Genomic DNA, 17756 nt, shown 5'->3' on the forward strand with positions numbered 1-17756 from the left:
ATGTATCGAATAATAAATGATAATCATTATAAATATCTAATAACCCATCAATAATTTCTTGGCGATTCGTCTTTACACTTACTTTTTTCGAATTGTTAATCGACTTCAATTTTCCTAAATCCAATTTATTCATACCAGCTTTATCTTGTTTCATTTTCTTCAAAATTGCATTTGCCGTTTGTGCATTGGCAAGTAATGTTAAATCCGATTCATCAGCTTCTAACCATTCACCATCAGTAATTCGTGACAATTCATATATTGTATCTTCCCATGCGTCATTTTTATATCTCCATACTTCTGTACGAAAACCAACAATACGAAAAACATCTTTATCATATCCAGTTACTTGCACGAGATCACCAAACGTAAAGTTATAATTTAATTCAATCCACTCTGTGTCGCCCTTTTTCATTTCCTGCTCTGTTACATGCTGCAAAGTTTGTTCTACATAAAATCCATCATGATTATTTACTTCGTATACGTAAACTCCATCTAAAATCTTCATATTTGTGATTTTCCCAACGGTTCCATATAGCGTAATCACGACTATGTCCCCTACGTTATATTTAGGTTGTTTTTTCCTTGCCATCTATATCTCTCCTTTTTTAAACGTCGTGATTTTGATAACAGTATATGCAACCTACATAAAAACGCTTATCACAGAAGCTTATATTCATAAATTTTTTCAATAAAAAAGTAGAATTTGTATATAACTCAAAAAAGCTAGTATTTAAACTAGCTTTTTTGAGTTATGTTCTAACAGCAAGACGTATTGTAAATAAAAAACATAATGAATACTTCACTTCTTTCAAAGTAATGTATTCATTATGTTTTCATTTTCCTAAAACTTCATATCGTTATCTCTCTTGTATATATAAATCCCATGCTTCATCAAATATAGACATACTTTCTAGCATTCCACTTAACTCTAAATATGAACTAATTACATCATAGTCTTCAGATTGCTTCGGAAAACTTAAATCATCATACATCGCCTCTGCTAAATCTGATATTTCATTTTTAAATAAAGCTGCACGGTGCTTCATCATATAATGGTAAAATGTCTTTTTCAAAAATATTCCCTACCTTTCTAACTTGGGTACATTATACAAGGCGAAAAAGAAAAAAACCAGCATAAAAGCTGGTTAAAAGTCGAAATAATTCCTTTTTAATAAACGTGGTCTTCCCATCAACTCTTCGTATGTTAGTTGTTTTGGCAAATCTTTCGTATAAATTAAAAACAACTGATCTTCAATTTCTTTTACAGTATGGTCTGATTGATAGTCCATTCCACATGAGGAACAAGTAATACATGGTGTCTCTTGGATTTCAATGGCTTTCGTACCATCAGGTAATTCCCAATATACAGTATTCAAGCTTTCTTGCGCTTCTGTACTGTCACACCACATACAATTCATACTGCGTCACCCTCATTTTTTTTGTCATCTTCTAACTTTGCCATTTGTGCTTGATATTTTTTATCTTTTAATTGATCACGCTTATCACGTTTATCTTTTAAAGAAGCATGCGTTTCATTGACTTCATAATCTTTGCGGCGATTCATACGTTGTAAATCATCTGGAACAAGATTAAATTTCTTATCACTCATCAATCCTGCAACACCGATATCAGAACGTTTCTCTTCATAAGTCGGATAAATTTCTTTAAAGTAACCTTCTGCTCTTCCTGGGATATAGTTTTCTGGTTCTGGATACGTTGTAATAACCCCTTCAAAGTTACGAAGAACAACTTTATCCGCACTTTGTGAAATTAAATAGTTTGGCTGAAGCGCAATTTTCCCGCCTCCGCCCGGTGCATCGACAACGAAAGTTGGTACTGCATAACCAGACGTATGTCCACGTAAGCCCTCAATAATTTCTAATCCTTTAGAAACTGGTGCACGGAAATGACCGATACCTTCTGATAAGTCACATTGGTAAATATAATATGGACGAACACGAATTTTCACTAAATCATGCATAAGTTTTTTCATAATTGGAACGCTGTCATTAATTCCAGCTAAAATTACAGCTTGGTTTCCAATTGGCACACCTGCATTTGCAAGCATTTCACATGCTAATTTTGATTCTTCTGTAATCTCAATAGAAGTGTTAAAGTGTGTATTTAACCATACTGGATGGTATTTTTTAATAATATTACAAAGATTTTCTGTAATACGCTGCGGGAATACAACTGGTGCTCTCGTACCGATACGAATAATCTCGACATGCGGGATTGCTCGTAAATTCTTTAATACATATTCTAAAATTTTATCATTAATTAGAAGTCCATCACCGCCAGAAATTAAAACGTCACGTACTTGTGGTGTTTCACTAATATAAGCAATCGCATCATCTAATTGCTTTTTCGGTACGCCCATTCCAATTTGTCCACTAAAACGACGACGTGTACAGTAACGACAATACATAGAACATTGATTCGTTACTAAAAATAGTACGCGGTCTGGATAACGATGCGTTAATCCTGGAACTGGTGAATCTTCATCTTCATGAAGAGGATCTTCTAAATCATATTTTGTTTTATATAACTCTTCCGAAATCGGTACTGATTGCATCCGAATCGGACAGCGTGGGTCATCAGGATTCATTAGCCAAGCATAGTACGGTGTAATGTTTAACGGGATCGTTTTCGTTGAAATTTTAACGCCTTCTTCTTCTTCAGGTGTTAAGTTAATTATTTTCTTTAAATCATCTAAAGTTTTGATCGTATTCGTTAATTGCCAAACCCAATCATTCCATTGTTCTTCTGTAACATCTTTCCATAATTCAATATCCTTCCAGTGACGACTTGGTTTGTATACATCGTGTAACATTGCTATTCCCCCTTTTTATACGCTCATCCTTTATATAAGCAATAATTATGCCAACTTCATATTCTTAATAAGTAAATGCGAGAAATACCCTATTATATAAGAGAATAAATATTTTCAAGTGCTGTACTAAAACGCTATTTACTATCATATTTATTACTTTTTATATATGTAAACACTCTTTTATTGGTGCAAACACACAAAAACCGCCGATTATTCGGCGGTTTTGTCGTACTTGCTCAGTTTATATTGAAGCGTTTGACGCGGAATACCTAACATTTTTGCTGCTTGCAAAATATTTCCTTCCGTTTCAATTAACGCTTGATCTATTAATTCCTTTTCCGTTTGATGCAGAGCTTCCCTAAGCGGTAATATACTTTTCTTCTTTGGAAGTTTCTCTTTCCGAAATGTTCGTGGTAAGCAATTTGCTGTTAACGAATTCCCTTCCGTAATAATGACAGCATGTTCAATCGTATGTTTTAACTCACGAACATTTCCAGGCCATTGATAAGCTTGTAATCTTTCTTTCGCTTCCTTATCAATTTGAAGTACACCTTTTTTATAACTTTTATTATATTCTTTCAAAAAGTAAGACGCTAATAACAGTACATCCTCAGTTCTTTCGCGAAGTGGCGGGATATATAATGAAAACACATTTAATCGATAGTATAAATCAGTGCGAATTTTATTTTCTCTTAAACATACTTCTGGAGGCTGATTCATTGCAGTAATAACGCGAACATCTACTTTTCTCGTCTTATTATCACCAATGCGACGAATAACTCCATCTTCTAATACACGTAGCATCTTCGCTTGTAAATCGAGTGGCATTGAATTAAGTTCATCTAAAAACAATGTTCCTCCATCTACAAGTTCAAATAATCCTGCTCGTTCAATTGCCCCTGTATAGCTCCCTTTTGTAGTTCCAAACAATAAACTTTCTAATAACGACTCTGGCAATGCTGCGCAGTTTTGTGCAATAAATGGCTTGTTTTTCCGTTTAGAAGCTTCATGAATTGCTTGCACAAATAGCTCTTTCCCTGTTCCTGTTTCACCATATATTAAAACATTCGCATCGGTTGGGGCTACTTTTTGAGCTAACTCTTTCGTCTGTTTAAAGCGGGAATCATTTGTCACAATTGTCTCGAATGCAACATGCTTTTTCATCATTTTTTTGCTAGTCGACCGTTTTATTTTCGATTGCAAATCTACGATTGTGTCAGTAAGCGTTTGAATTGTAGAATAATCTTTCGCAATTTCAACAGCACCGGCAATATTTCCATCTATAAAAATAGGTAGCGTCGTATTTACCGTACAAACGTCTTCCCCATTTAAATTTTGATAATGCTGAACTTGATGTACAATCGGTTTTTTCGTATGTAACACTTTCATTAGCGTACTCGTTTCCCTAGATAATGAAGGGAATGCTTCCAATAAATGCTTTCCTAGTACATTCTCAATTTTCGATCCATCATGTTTTGCAGCAACTGTATTATAAAAGATTGTAATACCATTTTCATCCACTGCATGTATTGCCTCATCAATACTGCCCAAAATCGCTTCAATGACTTCTTGTGTCGAAACTGCTAGCAATGTCATCCCTCCTTTTGCCGAAAATCCAGCAAATTCAACGCCGAATTTCCGGCACCCCTCTGTGCGATTATAAGCATGAAGATTTCATTTTCTTATTTTGACGAAATTTCCATATATTTCTATTGCTTATTTATGGTTAGATAAAGTGAAACTTTAATCAGTTGGGGGGCTTTGTTCATCTCAAATTGATTATTACCCTTCACCAATTGGGCTTTTACGATCAGCCCGGCTCCCACCTAACTTCTTTGCTTTACAGCCAAATTTTGAGGCGGGAGTCTTACTGCTTTCGAATAGTTGGATAAATCTTTCACCCATATATTCATATCTTCCAACTTATCAAAAATGTAGCAATTATTCGCGAGCCTTCCCGTATATGTATAGCCTAATTGATGAAAGGCTGCATTCATACCGAAAGATAGCGAGCGAGCAATTGTATAAGAACAAAAAATAGATTTTTCTTGGAGCTCTTCTTCCAACTTAATTAACAGACTTTTCATGAAACCATGTTTTCGATATTCAGGTAATGTAGCACAATTCGTTAATTCTGCATTACCTTCTTTCACGTTCATTTCAGCAGATGCTGTACTAATAATTTTCCCTTCGAATTCATAAACATAGTAAATTGTATCGTCTTCCTTCATCGTTTCCTTTACATAACTCGCTTCATTTAAAGGTGTCGGATACACTTCAAATACTTTTCCAAAGACAATTGCTAATTCTTCCGCATCCTCTTCCGTCGCTTTTCTTAACACAAATTCTTCTGGGACTACTTTTTCTTTCACTTCTTTTGCTTTTACACCACTTAAAATGGTATCTTCCTCAGTCCAATGAATACTATTTCGTCTTTCATCATTATGGTATTTCACGAAGAAATGCGCATCGTGTCCTTGAAAATAATGAGGTATTGTTGCTTCCAGTAAGAAACCGAAAGAGAGCCATGTTGAAACATGCTCTCCCTTTCCTTTAATAATACATTTAGTGAAGGAATGTTTCTCTGCTAATTCATCAATTGTTTGTATAATACGTTCAACATTTCCTGTATAGTGATCAACTCTAACACGTTTATTAAAATAATCTAATACCCCTTCTACTGTGTAATGCTTTGTCTGTTCACTAAAAGATTCATAGTATTTCATTTCTTCACCTCACACCAATCTAGTAATGTACATGCAATTATTTTTGCGGCAGCAATCATTTTATCAATTTCTATATATTCGTTTGGATAATGTGCTACTTTCGTCTCTCCTGGACCAAATACTATCGTGGGTACGTTAGCGATTTGTGTGAACAAACCTCCATCTGTTCCCCATGGCGAAGCTTCTATAATCGGTTCGTTCCCTTCGATTTCAACAAAGTTATGCCCAAGCGTTGTAATAAGTGGATGATTTTCTTCTAGTTCACCAGGAACCCATCTCGCTCCAAACCATTCTACTTCTACAGGATTTGTTACAAACCAACTATCCACTTCTTTTAATTCACCAATCCAGCCTTCAAACTCTTCTTTTGCTGCCTCTATAGTCTCATTCGGTGCAATACCACATCTTCCTTCTAAAATTAATGAATCGGGAACAGAACTTGGCCAGCTTCCCCCTTCAATTTTCCCAACGTTAATTGGAATTGGAATTGGAATACCCTTAAATAACGGATCTGTAATTCGACCATTTCTCTTCTCTTCTAATTTTCTCAAATGATCTACAACAAACATACTTTTTTCAATTGCACTTACTCCTTCATAACGTGTACCACCGTGTGCTGCTTTTCCTTTTATATGTAGACGAAACCACATTGACCCTTGTTGTTTCGGAAAAAACTTCATATTCGTCGGCTCAGGAATAATAACGCCATCTGCCTTATATCCTCGTAAAATAGCAGCTAATGTTCCTGCCCCGCCACTTTCCTCTTCTATTACACTTTGAAAATGTATATCACCTTTTAGTTCAATACCAGATTCAATAATCGCTTCCATTGCAAGCATAAGTGAGACATTGCCGCCTTTCATATCTGTTGTTCCACGTCCATATATGCGGTTTCCTATTTTCTCTCCACTATACGGATGATGGTCCCACTGATTTACATCCCCTTCTGGCACGACATCAATATGCCCGTTTAAAATCATAGATTTCCCTTCGCCACTTCCTTTTAAAGTCGCTACAATGTTCGGGCTATCTGTAAAGCTTGTACGAGGTGACACGAAATAAGGGTGATCTTTCATTTCATTAAAAGCAGGCTCCCAAATATCAAGGTCTAGACCTAACTCACGCAACTTTTCAATAACAATTGCCTGTGCAGCACTTTCATCACCAGATACGCTCTTTTCTTGAATTAATCGTGTTAAAAATTTTACACTCTCTTCTTCATGACTCTCAATATAATCACAAACTTGTTTTTTTAATTGCTCCATATATTACAACTCCCCTCATTCAATTACTAGTAAATTTGAGCTTATATGAAAATCAGCTGTCGTATTTCGTTTTACATCTTCTACAGTGTACGGACTCATTAATTCTTGTAAGACAAGTCCTCTTGGAGTCACTTCCATGACAGCCATGTCTGTAATAATTAAATCTACACATTTTTTCGAAGTTAATGGTAATGTACATTCCGAAACAATCTTTGCATTTCCGTATTTATCAACATGATTCATCACAACAACGACCCGCTTCGCTTTTTGCGCTAAATCCATCGCTCCTCCAATACCTGGAACGCGTTTTCCTGGTACAATCCAGTTCGCTAAATCACCATTTTCACTTACTTGTAACGAACCAAGTATCGTAACATCAAGTAATCCTTTTCGAATCATACCAAACGCAGTGCAGCTATCGAAATAACTTGCTCCTGTAATAAGAGATGTTGGTAACCCAGCTGCGTTACATAAATTCTCATCTTCATTCCCTTTACTTGGCGTTGGTCCCATCCCAACAATACCGTTTTCCGCGTGAAACATAACACTCATATCTTCTGGCAAATGATTCGGTACAAGCGATGGAATCCCAATACCTAAATTTACAAGCATACCATTTTGAATTTCTTTCGCTGCACGTCTTGCAATCTTATCTCTCACTTCTACGCCCATACCCATTTCCAATTCACTCCTTCCGATGGCACGATATAATTTACAAATACACCTGGGACAACAATTTCTTCTGGATCTAAACTTCCAAGTGGAACAATTTCTTCTGCTTCTACAATCGTTATGTCCCCAGCCATAGCTACGTGCGGATTCATATTACGAGCGCTTTTATCAAATACAAGATTGCCAAACGGATCCGCTTTTTTCGCATATACAATTGCGACTTCAGCCGTTAAAGCTGTTTCAACTAAATATGTCTTCCCATTCATTTCAATTGTGCGTTTTCCTTCTTCTACAATTGTATCAACACCAACGTCAACTAAAATACCACCAAGCCCTACACCACCAGCGCGAATACGCTCTGCTAGTGTTCCTTGCGGAGAAAACTCAATTTGCAATCTTCCTTCATTTAATTGTCTTCCCGCATTTGGATTTGACCCAATATGAGAAGTAACTAAAGATTTAACCCTTTCATTCGTAACAAGACGACCGATTCCTACATCAGGAAATCCAGTATCATTTCCTATTAAATTTAAATTTGTAATGCCTTTATCTAAAACAGCTTGAATTAAAGATGGAGGGGATCCTATCCCTCCAAACCCCCCAAACATTAATGTCATATCATCATGGAACAAAGAAATTACTTCCTCTATTTCTTTTAATTTACCGAATGTATTTGTAATGGTTGTCATACGATACTATGCCCCCCTTTTTGCATCATCTCTTCCACGCTCTTTACAAAAATTGAAAGTAATTCATCTAACTCGGAATATGTAGTTGTCATTGGTGGTGCAACAAGCAGTGCACTATCCTCTTTGCCTGCTTGCCCTGAAACAGCTTGGTATAAGAGCAGTCCATTTTTAGCTGCAACTGAAATAAGTTCTGACGCTTTTGTAAACGGTTGCAACTCTATTCCAATTAGCAATCCTTTTCCACGCACATCGGCAATGATTGTGGATTGCTGCTGAACTTTCTGTAAACCTTTTATTAAATACTCTCCCTTTTCTGCTGTTTTTTCAGGTAGATTATGTTTTTCCATATATTCAATAACAGCTAAAGCCGTTGCTGCAGACAATGGATTTGCACTTAGCGTATGCCCACTCATAACAGAACGTGACCCACGTAAAATTGGCTCCATAACTCGGTCACTAACAATCGTCGCTGCCATCGGTGTATATCCCGCACCTAATCCCTTACCAAGCGTCATAATATCTGGTTCTACACCCCAATGCTCCATCGCAAACCATGCACCAGTACGACCAAGGCCAGTCATTACTTCATCGGCAATAAATAAAATATCGTAATGACTACAAATATCTTTAATAACTTTATAATATTCTTTCGGCGGAACGACTGCGCCTCCAGCTGCTCCGATAATCGGTTCAGCGATAAAAGCTGCGATATGTTCTGCTCCAATTCTTTCAATTGATCTTTCTAGTTCAGTCGCACAAGCAAGCTGACAAGTTGGATATACTTTTTGCACCGGGCATCTAAAACAATATGGAGCTGGAATAGTTGGATAATCTTCTAAAATTGACACGAAACGTTGTCTGCGCAGTGGATGCCCAGACATTGATAAGGCTCCCATCGTAATACCGTGATAACTCATCCATCGTGACATAATTTTATGCTTTCCTTGAATACCTCGCTCTTGAAAATGCTGAATTGCAATTTTCATAGCTGTTTCATTTGCTTCCGTACCACTATTCACAAAAAAGCTCCAGTTCAAATCTCCTATACTTAAATCGCTTAATTTCTTTGCTAATTTTTCAGCTGGTTCACTCGTAAACTGTGATCTATAAACGAAAGCAATCTCCTCTGCTTGCTTTTTGATAACGTCCGCAATCTCCTTTACGCCATGCCCAATACCTGCCGTAATTGCCCCTGACGAGCCATCAAAATATTTATTTCCGTTTTGATCATACAAATACACACCTTTTCCATGTGAAATCATTGGATACGGCTGACCAACAAGTGGCTTAATTAAGTAATCGCGCATAGCGCTCCCCCATTTCTCCAATTTGTATATATATATGAAGAAAATTGACGTTTCTTTCATAAAAAAGAACCCTCTGCGAAAGCAGTGAATTTATCAAAAAACTATTATAAAATATACAAATGAGTGCTAAATATTAATTATAAAACAGAAAATTCAGAATCTAAAACGAAGACCAACCCTTATCCTTACGCTTAAATACCCCTCCCTGATTTAAGATAACAACAAATCGAATATTTTTTTAACATAATATCAGCTTCCCTCAATTGCTGACATTGTGTAAACTTCGACGGAACTCCCGTTATTATCCTTCCTATTATCCTACTTTATATTGCATATTTTCAAACAAAATTCGACATTTTACTTCGCCACATTTATCGTAACTATTACTTAAAAAATAGTATCATCTGTTTAGAACAATAAAAAAAGAACCGATTAACCATATTAATCAGTTCGGCACGACGCTCTTTTATCGGTATTACCTTATCAAACGCATCACTAAAATTAATAGAAATACTCATAATACAAATCCATAATTCGTCCCACAGCCTATAGCACCAAATCCTCCATAACTTCATTCCCAATAAATATTGGGATATCACACCCCAAGGATTCCACTCCTTCCATCAAAGTCAAACTACCTTTCCTTTATAATTTATGTAGGACAATTATCGATTTGTATGTGTGTTTGCCTATAAATAAAAAAATCCCCATTTTAACTTTTCCTTCTAGAAAGGCAAGTTTTTTGCATAACCTCTTTCTAGCTTCGCATATATTTGTAATGATGATAAAGGAGGAATATTCATGACTCAATCCGAAATTGAAAAATACGGACAAGAAGCTGCACGTTACGAACAGCTCGCTCGTTACTATCAATATAGCAATCCTAAAAGATATGTAGAACTCTATATGAAATACCATGATGCAATTACAAAACTTGTACAAGCATATGAAAAAAGAGATTCACAAGAAGCGACTTTACCGTCACATATGAGAATTTTTCACACAGCTCCCCATACACCAGCAGTTGATATTATAATAAACGGACAAAAGGTTATTAAAAATATTTCTTTTAAACAATTCAGTCCTTATTTATCGTTAGTGCAAGGTAAATACCGTATTGATATTGTCCCTGTCGGAAACGAAACTCCAATATTCTCAGCATTAGTACCAATAATGGGGAATCACACTTATACCCTTGCAGCGGTCAATAGCGATAATCATCTCCAATTACAACCTATTATTGATAATACTCATTTACCATCTGGTCAAGCAAAAATACGGTTTGCACATTTTTCACCAGACACTCCAGTTGTAAATGTAAATTTAAAAGATGGGGATCATTTATTTGAAAATGTACTCTTTAAACAAATAACAGATTTTTTACAAGTTAGCCCTGGTACAGCAGATATTGAAGTTTCACTTGCTGATACAAAAAAAGTACTATTAACCATTCCGAAATTCAACGTTGAATCAAATACAATTTACACAATTTCAATAGTAGGTTATTCAACTAAGGATCCAAAGTTAGAGGCCGTTATACTCACAAATTAAAACAGTCTACACCATTCATATGGTGTAGACTGTTTATTTTTGAAATGCAATTTGAAATTCTGTCCAATCATGATTCGAACGACACAATATGGATCCGTTATGTTTTTCTACAATTTGTTTACATACGAACAATCCAATACCAGTACCTAACTTTTTAGTAGTTACAAATGGCTCAAAAATGGTTTCTACATTTTCTGCTGGAATCATCGGCCCATTATTTTTAATAACAATGCGAACATCCTGATCCTCTTCAAATACATCAATGATAATTTTCCGCTCTTCTTTCCTTGATTCCAAGGCATCAATTGAGTTCATTAAAATATTTAAAACTACTTGTCGCACTTCACTCCGATAGCCAACGAGCGGAATTTGGTACAGCAAATTCTTTTCAATCGAAACATTTGCATTCACTAAACTCGGATACAAAAACTGTATAATATCTTGAAACAAGTCATTCAGCCAAAATCGTTCAGATTCATTCCACATTTCTTTTTTCGATACAAGTAAAAATTGCGAAATCCTAAAATTTAATTGATCTAATTCATGCGAAATAATATCTAAATACGATAGATTAGGATGGTCCGTTTTCAATAGCTTTACAAATCCCATAATCGAAGTTAGCGGATTACGAAATTCATGCACAAAACTAGCCGACATTTGCCCTAAAATCGTAAGCCTTTCTTTATGTGTTTCATTTATATATTGCTGTTTTTCTTCTAAATTTCTCGATATAATTTCTGAGTATTTTAAAACGGTATAATAAATTAATTTGTCAAAACAAGTATGTATTTTGGCCATAATCGGTTTCAATTCACGAGCACTTACATCCAATTCGCACATTGCTTCAAAAAGTTCATTTCTTCCCACATTTGCATTGTAGACAAAATCTCCAATATTCGCATCTGCCCCTGCACGCTCAATGGCAATTTTCTCACATAATGGCTGAAGATACTCAATGTCTTTATCTTCCATAATAAGTTCGATAATTAACTCTAATAAATTTTCTCCATTTTGAACTACCTCTTGTTTAAATGGATCTTTTTCGGAAATTATCATTTTGTTTTTCCAGTTCTCTACGAATTGGTGCCTGTTGTTTTTCAAGTGCGAACAAAATACTTCTTTAATATCCTTATCGATTGGAAAAACCTCCATTCCCTCCATTTCCATACGACGAACACCCTTTATATTTTGAATATTAACACAAAAAATACATTTCGTTAATAGATTGTGTCACATTTTGTTAATTTCTGTTGATAAAATTTATTTTTCCATTCTTATTTAATAAGTTGTATTCATATATCCCTTTTTCCTTCTCATTTTTTTAATTATTTTCCTGTTCAAAACTCCTTTTTTTTGCATCCTTTTTAATTCTTGCGTACAATAAGAAGTGAAAGGTGTGAAAAATATGGTAAATAAAAATGTGGAAGACTATCTCCAAGAAGGCATATATGGCCAAAAGCAAAACAAACCAGAAGAACGTAATATGTACTTAACTACATTACGTGAGCGTGTAGAAATCGCTTTAACAATCGGTCAAGTAATGCAAAGTAATGTGTATACAGAAGTAACAGGTAGCATACGTTCTTCTCAATCATTACAGCTATTCCTAAATGGTAGCATTGCTTACCCACATTTATCAAAATACATTAAATTAGCAAATGAAAAAAATGTTCCTTTTACAATTGTTCAAAATAAAGGCACAGAAACACCAATCGGTTTAGTACTATCTCATAGCACTGCTGTTGACAAAGAACAAATTTATGTAGAAGATGCTATTTTCAAACAAGAAATGAAGTAAAAGGTACACTTGATTAAATGAAATCGTTCCGAGAAACGTAAAACAAACAATAAAAAACGAGTATGGAATCGTAAACATTTCCTGCTCGTTTTTTATTGCGATGTTTAAGCTCGATCTACTTTATTTTTTAATACACACTAATTTCATTTCTGTCATTTCTTCTATTGCATATTTAATCCCTTCACGGCCTGTGCCACTCTCTTTCACACCGCCATAAGGCATATGATCTACCCTGAACGTTGGAATATCATTAATCATGACACCACCGACTTCTAATTCATCAATTGCACGTATTGCTTTACATAAATTGTTTGTAAATACACCTGCTTGTAATCCATAACGTGAATTATTTACTTGTTCTAAAGCCTCATCAAATTCTTTAAATGTATTTACAGTCATAAGTGGACCGAATACTTCTTGGCACTGAACAGATACATACTCTGGAACATTTGTTAATACAGTTGGTTCAAAAATCCTCGCATCATATTTTTTACCACCGTATAAAACATTTGCTCCTTCTTTTATAGCTTCTTGCACCCATATATCGATGCGTTCTACATCTTTTTTCGAAATTAATGCAGATACATCTGTTTCCTCATGAAGCGGATTACCTACAACTACTGTTTCCATCGCTTTTTTTAACTTCGTAAGAAATTCTTCCATTTTCTTTTCATGTACAAACACCCGTTGTACCGAAATACAAACTTGTCCATTGTTAACAAAAGCTCCCCATTTTACACGTTCAATAATCTCATCTGTTAACTCCACGTCTTCATCAATAATAACTGCAGCGTTTGACCCTAACTCTAGCGTCACTCGCTTTAATCCAGCTTTTTCCTTAATACCAATTCCAACTTTTGGGCTTCCTGTAAAAGTAATAGAAGCGACATCTTCGCTCTTTACTATTGCTTCTCCTACAATTGATCCTGGTCCAGATATGATGTTGAAAGCACCTTTTGGTAATCCTGCTTCTTCAAATAATTCAACTAATGCGTAAGCCGATAATGGTGTTTGATCAGCTGGCTTTAACACAATTGTATTTCCAGCAGCAATTGCAGGACCTACTTTATGTGCTACTAAATTTAGCGGGAAATTAAATGGTGTAATAGCACCGATAACCCCTATTGGTTTTCGGATTGTATATGCAATACGTCCATCTGCACCTGGTGCTGCGTCTAATGGCAATGTCTCACCATATATACGCTTCGCTTCTTCAGCTGCAAACTTATATGTTTGAACAGTGCGATCTACCTCTCCCCTTGCAGCACGAATCGGTTTTGCAGCTTCTTTTGCAATGATCTCTGCAAACTCTTCTCTTCTCTCATCCATTTTTTGTGCAACCTTTTCTAAAATAGTTGCGCGATCGTATGCAGATAATTTTTTCATTTCTTTCATTGCATTTTTAGCCGAAACTATTGCTTCCTTAACGTCATCTTCTGTACCTTGCGCAATCTCCGCTAATGTTTCTTCAGAATATGGTGCATACAATGGTTTATACTTCCCTACTGATTTCCATACCCCATTTATATATAAATGTTTTTTCATAGTGGTTCTCCTTCCGAATATATGTATATAATAATACATTGCATTTATTTCACTTAGTGAAAGGTCTGACTTATGTAATTGTATCATAGCCCTAATACACCAAAAAACATTTTGCTCAAAAAAAACTCTGCTACAAAGCAGAGTTTACGAACTAATTTGTTCTTGAAGCGAAATCTTTTTTTCATCTCCTACAATAACAATCGATTCTGAAGGTTTCGTTACTTCCAATCTCTTAATATAGTGCCCATCTAATTTCTTCACACAAAACTTATAATTTTCAATTTCAATGGTATCTCCTTCGGTAATCTCAATATTTTTGGTTAGTATCCAGCCGCCGATCGTATCGACATCATCATCGTCAATAGTCAAACCTAATAATGCGTTCACTTCACTAACAAGTACTTTTCCCTCTAAAATTGTTTTCGTCTCACTAATTTGTTGGATTTCCGGTTGTTCATCAGTATCGAACTCATCTTGAATATCCCCTACAATTTCTTCTAAAATATCTTCAACGGTTACAAGACCTGATGTACCACCATATTCATCAATTAATATAGCGATATGTGTCCTTTCTCTTTGCATTTTTAAAAATAGATCATGAATTGGGATAGATTCAATAACTAAAATAATTGGCCTAATATATTGCTCCACTGTCTTTTCACTAACAACTCGATGCTTCACAAAATCTGTAAATATATCTTTAAAATTCACAAAACCTATTACATGGTCCTTATCACCATCAACAACCGGATACCTTGTATATTTTTCATGAGACATTTTTTGTAAAGCCTCTTCAGCAGGCATTTCTTTATTTAAAATATTCATCTCTGTTCGTGGTACCATTATTTCTTTCGCAATACGATCATCAAATTCAAATATTTTATTTACATACTTATATTCAGATTGATTAATCTCTCCATTTTTATAACTTTCTGAAACTAACAACCGCAATTCTTCTTCTGAATGCACTTCATCATGCCCTTTTGGTGGTTTCAACCCAAAAAACTTCGTAATTAACCGAGCTGATCCATTTAAAAGCCAAATGAATGGGAATGCAATACGATAAAAAAAAATGAGTGGCTTAGCAACAAAGAAACTCACTTGTTCTGCTTTTTGAATCGCGAATGTTTTTGGAGCTAATTCTCCTACTACCACATGGAAAAATGTGATAAACAAAAATACTAAAGTTACAGCGAAAATATCTGCGAGTTGAGTAGGGACGTTCCAATTTGTAAACAACACATCAAACATGTGCTTTAGCGCAGGTTTACCAGACCACCCAATCCCAAGAGCTGTAACAGTTATTCCTAATTGACAAGCTGATAAATATTCGTCTAAGTTTGTAATGACTGTTTTGACAGATAGTGCACGATTATTTCCTTCTGCAATTAAATAGTCAATTCGTGAACTTCTCACTTTAACAATTGCAAATTCTGCTGCCACGAAAAATGCCGTTAAGGCAATTAAAACAATCACTATACTTATACTATATATGTCCAAATACTTTTCCTTACTTACAGTGTAAGCAAGGAAGCCACCTCCTACTTAAATTTATTCAAGTGAAGTAAGCATTCTTATACTCTAATAAAATTCTACATTAGTAACCACCTTTTTATATATTATATGCATACATAAAAAAGATATTTATAATTATGATAATCTAATTAGCTTATTATCGTCAAACTATAATAAGCCCAATTTTCCGATAACTGAAAATAATTTATATAAATCATATGTACTAAACAGCTAAACTTCGTGAAAAAACACTTTCTTTGCCGATTCCACACTTCTTTTGTCACACCTGAAGGGAACTTGCTACGTAACTAGAAATCATTCAACAGGATATATATAGGAGGGATTATTTTGGAATATAAAACACCATTTATCGCAAAGAAATTAGGTGTTAGCCCAAAGGCTGTTGTCCGGATTGCACAACAATTAAATCTTACGATAAAAAAAAATAAATATGGTCATTTTATTTTCACACCAGGTGATTTAGATCAAATGTTAGAATACCATCGTTCTCAAATGGACCAGTCTCAAACTACTCAAAATACATCATCAAATGATGTAGAAAAATTAAAAACTCAAGTAAACACAATTGTTCAAAACACATCATCGAATGATTTTAAGCAATTAACAGCTCAATTAACTACAATTACAAGAAGACTAGATCGAATGGAAGAACAAATGCAAGATAAAGCAAATGATGTCGTTACATACCAACTTTTACAACATCGCCGCGAAATGGAGGAAATGTTAGAGCGAATTCAAAAACTAGAAGCTGCCCTAAAAAAGGAAGAACCTATATACATTACTCCTGATTCAAAACCAACATATGAAAGAGAAAAGAAACCGAAGCGCCGCAAAATGATTTTTAGTATATTTGGACTATAACCTTTTAGACCCTTATTACAAAAATAAGGGTCTACTTTTTTGTATGAAGAAAGATGACCGTAATATGCCCCCTTCTTCATACTATACATATTCATATACTTTCATTTTGTTAACATAATATTTTTACTGTATTCTGCAATAAGTGCCTGTGCATGAGCATTCCCTTGAATAATATCACGGAATTCTTTCAAAGAATACAAATGTGCAGCCCCTTTTCTTGCATGAATTCGTACTGGTACACCTTGTAAAGTATCATGAAACTGGAATGGACTATCTATCGGTTCAATTGGAAAACCGAGTGTAAGTAAATACATATACATTCTTTTTGTAATTGCTGCAATATACCATTCGGCTTTCGTCTCTAACGCATGCATAAATAAAATAGCTGCCAGCCTTTTGAAATGTCCTCTCCCCCGAGACGTTTTCGCAATACTTAACTTTCCTATTTCATACACATTTTTCAAATCTTTCACTAAATCATTTTTAGAAAACGGATAGAAAAACTCAGAATTTGATTGTTCAGGTACTGTAAACTTAATACATTCTACTGTACCAATATGATGTTCATCTTCTATTAATAAAAATCGTGATGGATTTAAATTACGTTCTACAAACATTAAGTTTCTTTCTTCACAAAAATCTCCCCACAGTTGCTCGAACCAAAAATGTTCTTCCTTCGTTTGAACACGCTGGAACATATTTAACCGCCTTTCCCATCGCCACTCTGTTTTTGATAACGCTTTCACTTACTATCATATAAGAACAAATCTTCGTATGCAACTAAAAATATTTATGTCTTATTATATTCTGCAAATTGAATTAAATTCCTATTTCACACTCATTTCCCCCGCATGTACCATTTCTTACTTTCTTATACAATCATACATACAAAGAAAGTTAATTCCTCTAATGAAAGATGTTTATTATTTCAAGTTCGATCCATTTTATGCTTCTTTCCTTATGGCATATAATT

At 34.9% G+C, this 17756-nt stretch carries 17 protein-coding genes; 3 read left to right on the top strand and 14 right to left on the bottom strand.

The genetic code is table 11. The annotated features are described in order from the left end of the window. From yodN to KI356_RS02390, 10 genes are all read right to left on the bottom strand, one after another. Positions 1-589 (bottom strand): germination protein YodN (gene yodN, locus KI356_RS02345; RefSeq protein WP_212934691.1); only part of this gene is annotated, 589 nt, incomplete at its 3' end. Positions 590-857: 268 nt separating this feature from the next. Beyond that, positions 858-1073, bottom strand: a complete 216-nt coding sequence (locus KI356_RS02350) for a YozE family protein (RefSeq protein ID WP_002119089.1) — start codon at positions 1071-1073, stop codon at positions 858-860. Positions 1074-1145: 72 nt separating this feature from the next. Next, positions 1146-1418 carry a YokU family protein gene (locus tag KI356_RS02355; RefSeq protein ID WP_128279946.1) on the bottom strand — a complete coding sequence of 91 codons (273 nt, stop codon included), beginning with the start codon at positions 1416-1418 and terminating at the stop codon, positions 1146-1148. Next, positions 1415-2833, bottom strand: a complete 1419-nt coding sequence (gene kamA, locus KI356_RS02360) for a lysine 2,3-aminomutase (protein ID WP_212934692.1) — start codon at positions 2831-2833, stop codon at positions 1415-1417. The genes KI356_RS02355 and kamA overlap by 4 nt, the downstream gene beginning before the upstream one ends. Positions 2834-3043: 210 nt before the next feature. Further along, positions 3044-4429, bottom strand: coding sequence for an arginine utilization transcriptional regulator RocR (gene rocR / locus KI356_RS02365; protein ID WP_212934693.1), 1386 nt, complete (start codon positions 4427-4429; stop codon positions 3044-3046). A gap of 230 nt (positions 4430-4659) precedes the next feature. Next, positions 4660-5559 (bottom strand): putative beta-lysine N-acetyltransferase, encoded by a 900-nt coding sequence (ablB, locus tag KI356_RS02370; protein WP_212934694.1) that lies wholly within the window; start codon positions 5557-5559, stop codon positions 4660-4662. Beyond that, positions 5556-6824 (bottom strand): peptidase, encoded by a 1269-nt coding sequence (locus KI356_RS02375; protein WP_212934695.1) that lies wholly within the window; start codon positions 6822-6824, stop codon positions 5556-5558. The genes ablB and KI356_RS02375 overlap by 4 nt, the downstream gene beginning before the upstream one ends. Positions 6825-6839: 15 nt before the next feature. Next, positions 6840-7502, bottom strand: coding sequence for a CoA transferase subunit B (locus tag KI356_RS02380; protein ID WP_212934696.1), 663 nt, complete (start codon positions 7500-7502; stop codon positions 6840-6842). Continuing rightward, positions 7487-8185, bottom strand: coding sequence for an acetate CoA-transferase subunit alpha (gene atoD, locus KI356_RS02385; protein WP_128279940.1), 699 nt, complete (start codon positions 8183-8185; stop codon positions 7487-7489). The genes KI356_RS02380 and atoD overlap by 16 nt, the downstream gene beginning before the upstream one ends. Then, entirely contained in the window at positions 8182-9492 is a 1311-nt protein-coding gene (locus KI356_RS02390) for an aspartate aminotransferase family protein (protein WP_212934697.1), read from the bottom strand. Before KI356_RS02390 ends, atoD begins: the two co-directional genes overlap by 4 nt. Positions 9493-10293: 801 nt before the next feature. On the opposite strand from KI356_RS02390, the gene KI356_RS02395 reads away from it, so the two are divergent. Then, positions 10294-11043 (top strand): DUF4397 domain-containing protein, encoded by a 750-nt coding sequence (locus tag KI356_RS02395; RefSeq protein WP_128279938.1) that lies wholly within the window; start codon positions 10294-10296, stop codon positions 11041-11043. A 33-nt stretch (positions 11044-11076) separates the two neighbouring features. Here the strand turns inward: KI356_RS02395 and KI356_RS02400 are convergent, their stop codons facing one another. Then, positions 11077-12210: a BA2291 family sporulation histidine kinase gene (locus tag KI356_RS02400; protein ID WP_369009425.1), complete on the bottom strand. Its 1134-nt coding sequence runs from the start codon at positions 12208-12210 to the stop codon at positions 11077-11079. A 238-nt stretch (positions 12211-12448) separates the two neighbouring features. On the opposite strand from KI356_RS02400, the gene KI356_RS02405 reads away from it, so the two are divergent. Beyond that, complete coding sequence (locus tag KI356_RS02405) at positions 12449-12841, top strand: YueI family protein (RefSeq protein ID WP_128279937.1); 393 nt, start codon at positions 12449-12451, stop codon at positions 12839-12841. A 120-nt stretch (positions 12842-12961) separates the two neighbouring features. Here KI356_RS02405 and KI356_RS02410 read toward each other — a convergent pair whose 3' ends face one another. Together KI356_RS02410 and KI356_RS02415 are read right to left on the bottom strand one after the other, a co-directional pair. Beyond that, a complete protein-coding gene (locus KI356_RS02410; RefSeq protein WP_212934698.1) occupies positions 12962-14386 on the bottom strand; it encodes an aldehyde dehydrogenase family protein in 1425 nt (474 codons plus the stop codon). A gap of 144 nt (positions 14387-14530) precedes the next feature. Beyond that, complete coding sequence (locus KI356_RS02415; protein WP_212934699.1) at positions 14531-15886, bottom strand: hemolysin family protein; 1356 nt, start codon at positions 15884-15886, stop codon at positions 14531-14533. A gap of 363 nt (positions 15887-16249) precedes the next feature. Here KI356_RS02415 and racA point away from each other — a divergent pair, with 363 nt between their 5' ends. Then, positions 16250-16783 carry a chromosome-anchoring protein RacA gene (racA, locus tag KI356_RS02420; protein WP_212934700.1) on the top strand — a complete coding sequence of 178 codons (534 nt, stop codon included), beginning with the start codon at positions 16250-16252 and terminating at the stop codon, positions 16781-16783. A gap of 101 nt (positions 16784-16884) precedes the next feature. Here the strand turns inward: racA and KI356_RS02425 are convergent, their stop codons facing one another. Next, positions 16885-17481, bottom strand: a complete 597-nt coding sequence (locus KI356_RS02425) for a hypothetical protein (protein WP_128279933.1) — start codon at positions 17479-17481, stop codon at positions 16885-16887. Between the last annotated feature and the right edge of the window lie 275 nt (positions 17482-17756).

Origin of the sequence: Bacillus hominis (assembly GCF_018332515.1) — a bacterium.
Taxonomy (GTDB): domain Bacteria; phylum Bacillota; class Bacilli; order Bacillales; family Bacillaceae_G; genus Bacillus_A; species Bacillus_A hominis.

What these genes read in the sequence shown, in the direction of transcription:
- KI356_RS02355 (WP_128279946.1), bottom strand. Translation starts at nt 1,418, where the DNA reads ATGAATTGTATGTGGTGTGACAGTACAGAAGCGCAAGAAAGCTTGAAT.
- kamA (WP_212934692.1), bottom strand. Translation starts at nt 2,833, where the DNA reads ATGTTACACGATGTATACAAACCAAGTCGTCACTGGAAGGATATTGAA.
- rocR (WP_212934693.1), bottom strand. Translation starts at nt 4,429, where the DNA reads ATGACATTGCTAGCAGTTTCGACACAAGAAGTCATTGAAGCGATTTTG.
- ablB (WP_212934694.1), bottom strand. Translation starts at nt 5,559, where the DNA reads ATGAAATACTATGAATCTTTTAGTGAACAGACAAAGCATTACACAGTA.
- KI356_RS02375 (WP_212934695.1), bottom strand. Translation starts at nt 6,824, where the DNA reads ATGGAGCAATTAAAAAAACAAGTTTGTGATTATATTGAGAGTCATGAA.
- KI356_RS02380 (WP_212934696.1), bottom strand. Translation starts at nt 7,502, where the DNA reads ATGGGTATGGGCGTAGAAGTGAGAGATAAGATTGCAAGACGTGCAGCG.
- atoD (WP_128279940.1), bottom strand. Translation starts at nt 8,185, where the DNA reads ATGACAACCATTACAAATACATTCGGTAAATTAAAAGAAATAGAGGAA.
- KI356_RS02390 (WP_212934697.1), bottom strand. Translation starts at nt 9,492, where the DNA reads ATGCGCGATTACTTAATTAAGCCACTTGTTGGTCAGCCGTATCCAATG.
- KI356_RS02395 (WP_128279938.1), top strand. Translation starts at nt 10,294, where the DNA reads ATGACTCAATCCGAAATTGAAAAATACGGACAAGAAGCTGCACGTTAC.
- KI356_RS02400 (WP_369009425.1), bottom strand. Translation starts at nt 12,210, where the DNA reads ATGGAAATGGAGGGAATGGAGGTTTTTCCAATCGATAAGGATATTAAA.
- KI356_RS02405 (WP_128279937.1), top strand. Translation starts at nt 12,449, where the DNA reads ATGGTAAATAAAAATGTGGAAGACTATCTCCAAGAAGGCATATATGGC.
- KI356_RS02410 (WP_212934698.1), bottom strand. Translation starts at nt 14,386, where the DNA reads ATGAAAAAACATTTATATATAAATGGGGTATGGAAATCAGTAGGGAAG.
- KI356_RS02425 (WP_128279933.1), bottom strand. Translation starts at nt 17,481, where the DNA reads ATGTTCCAGCGTGTTCAAACGAAGGAAGAACATTTTTGGTTCGAGCAA.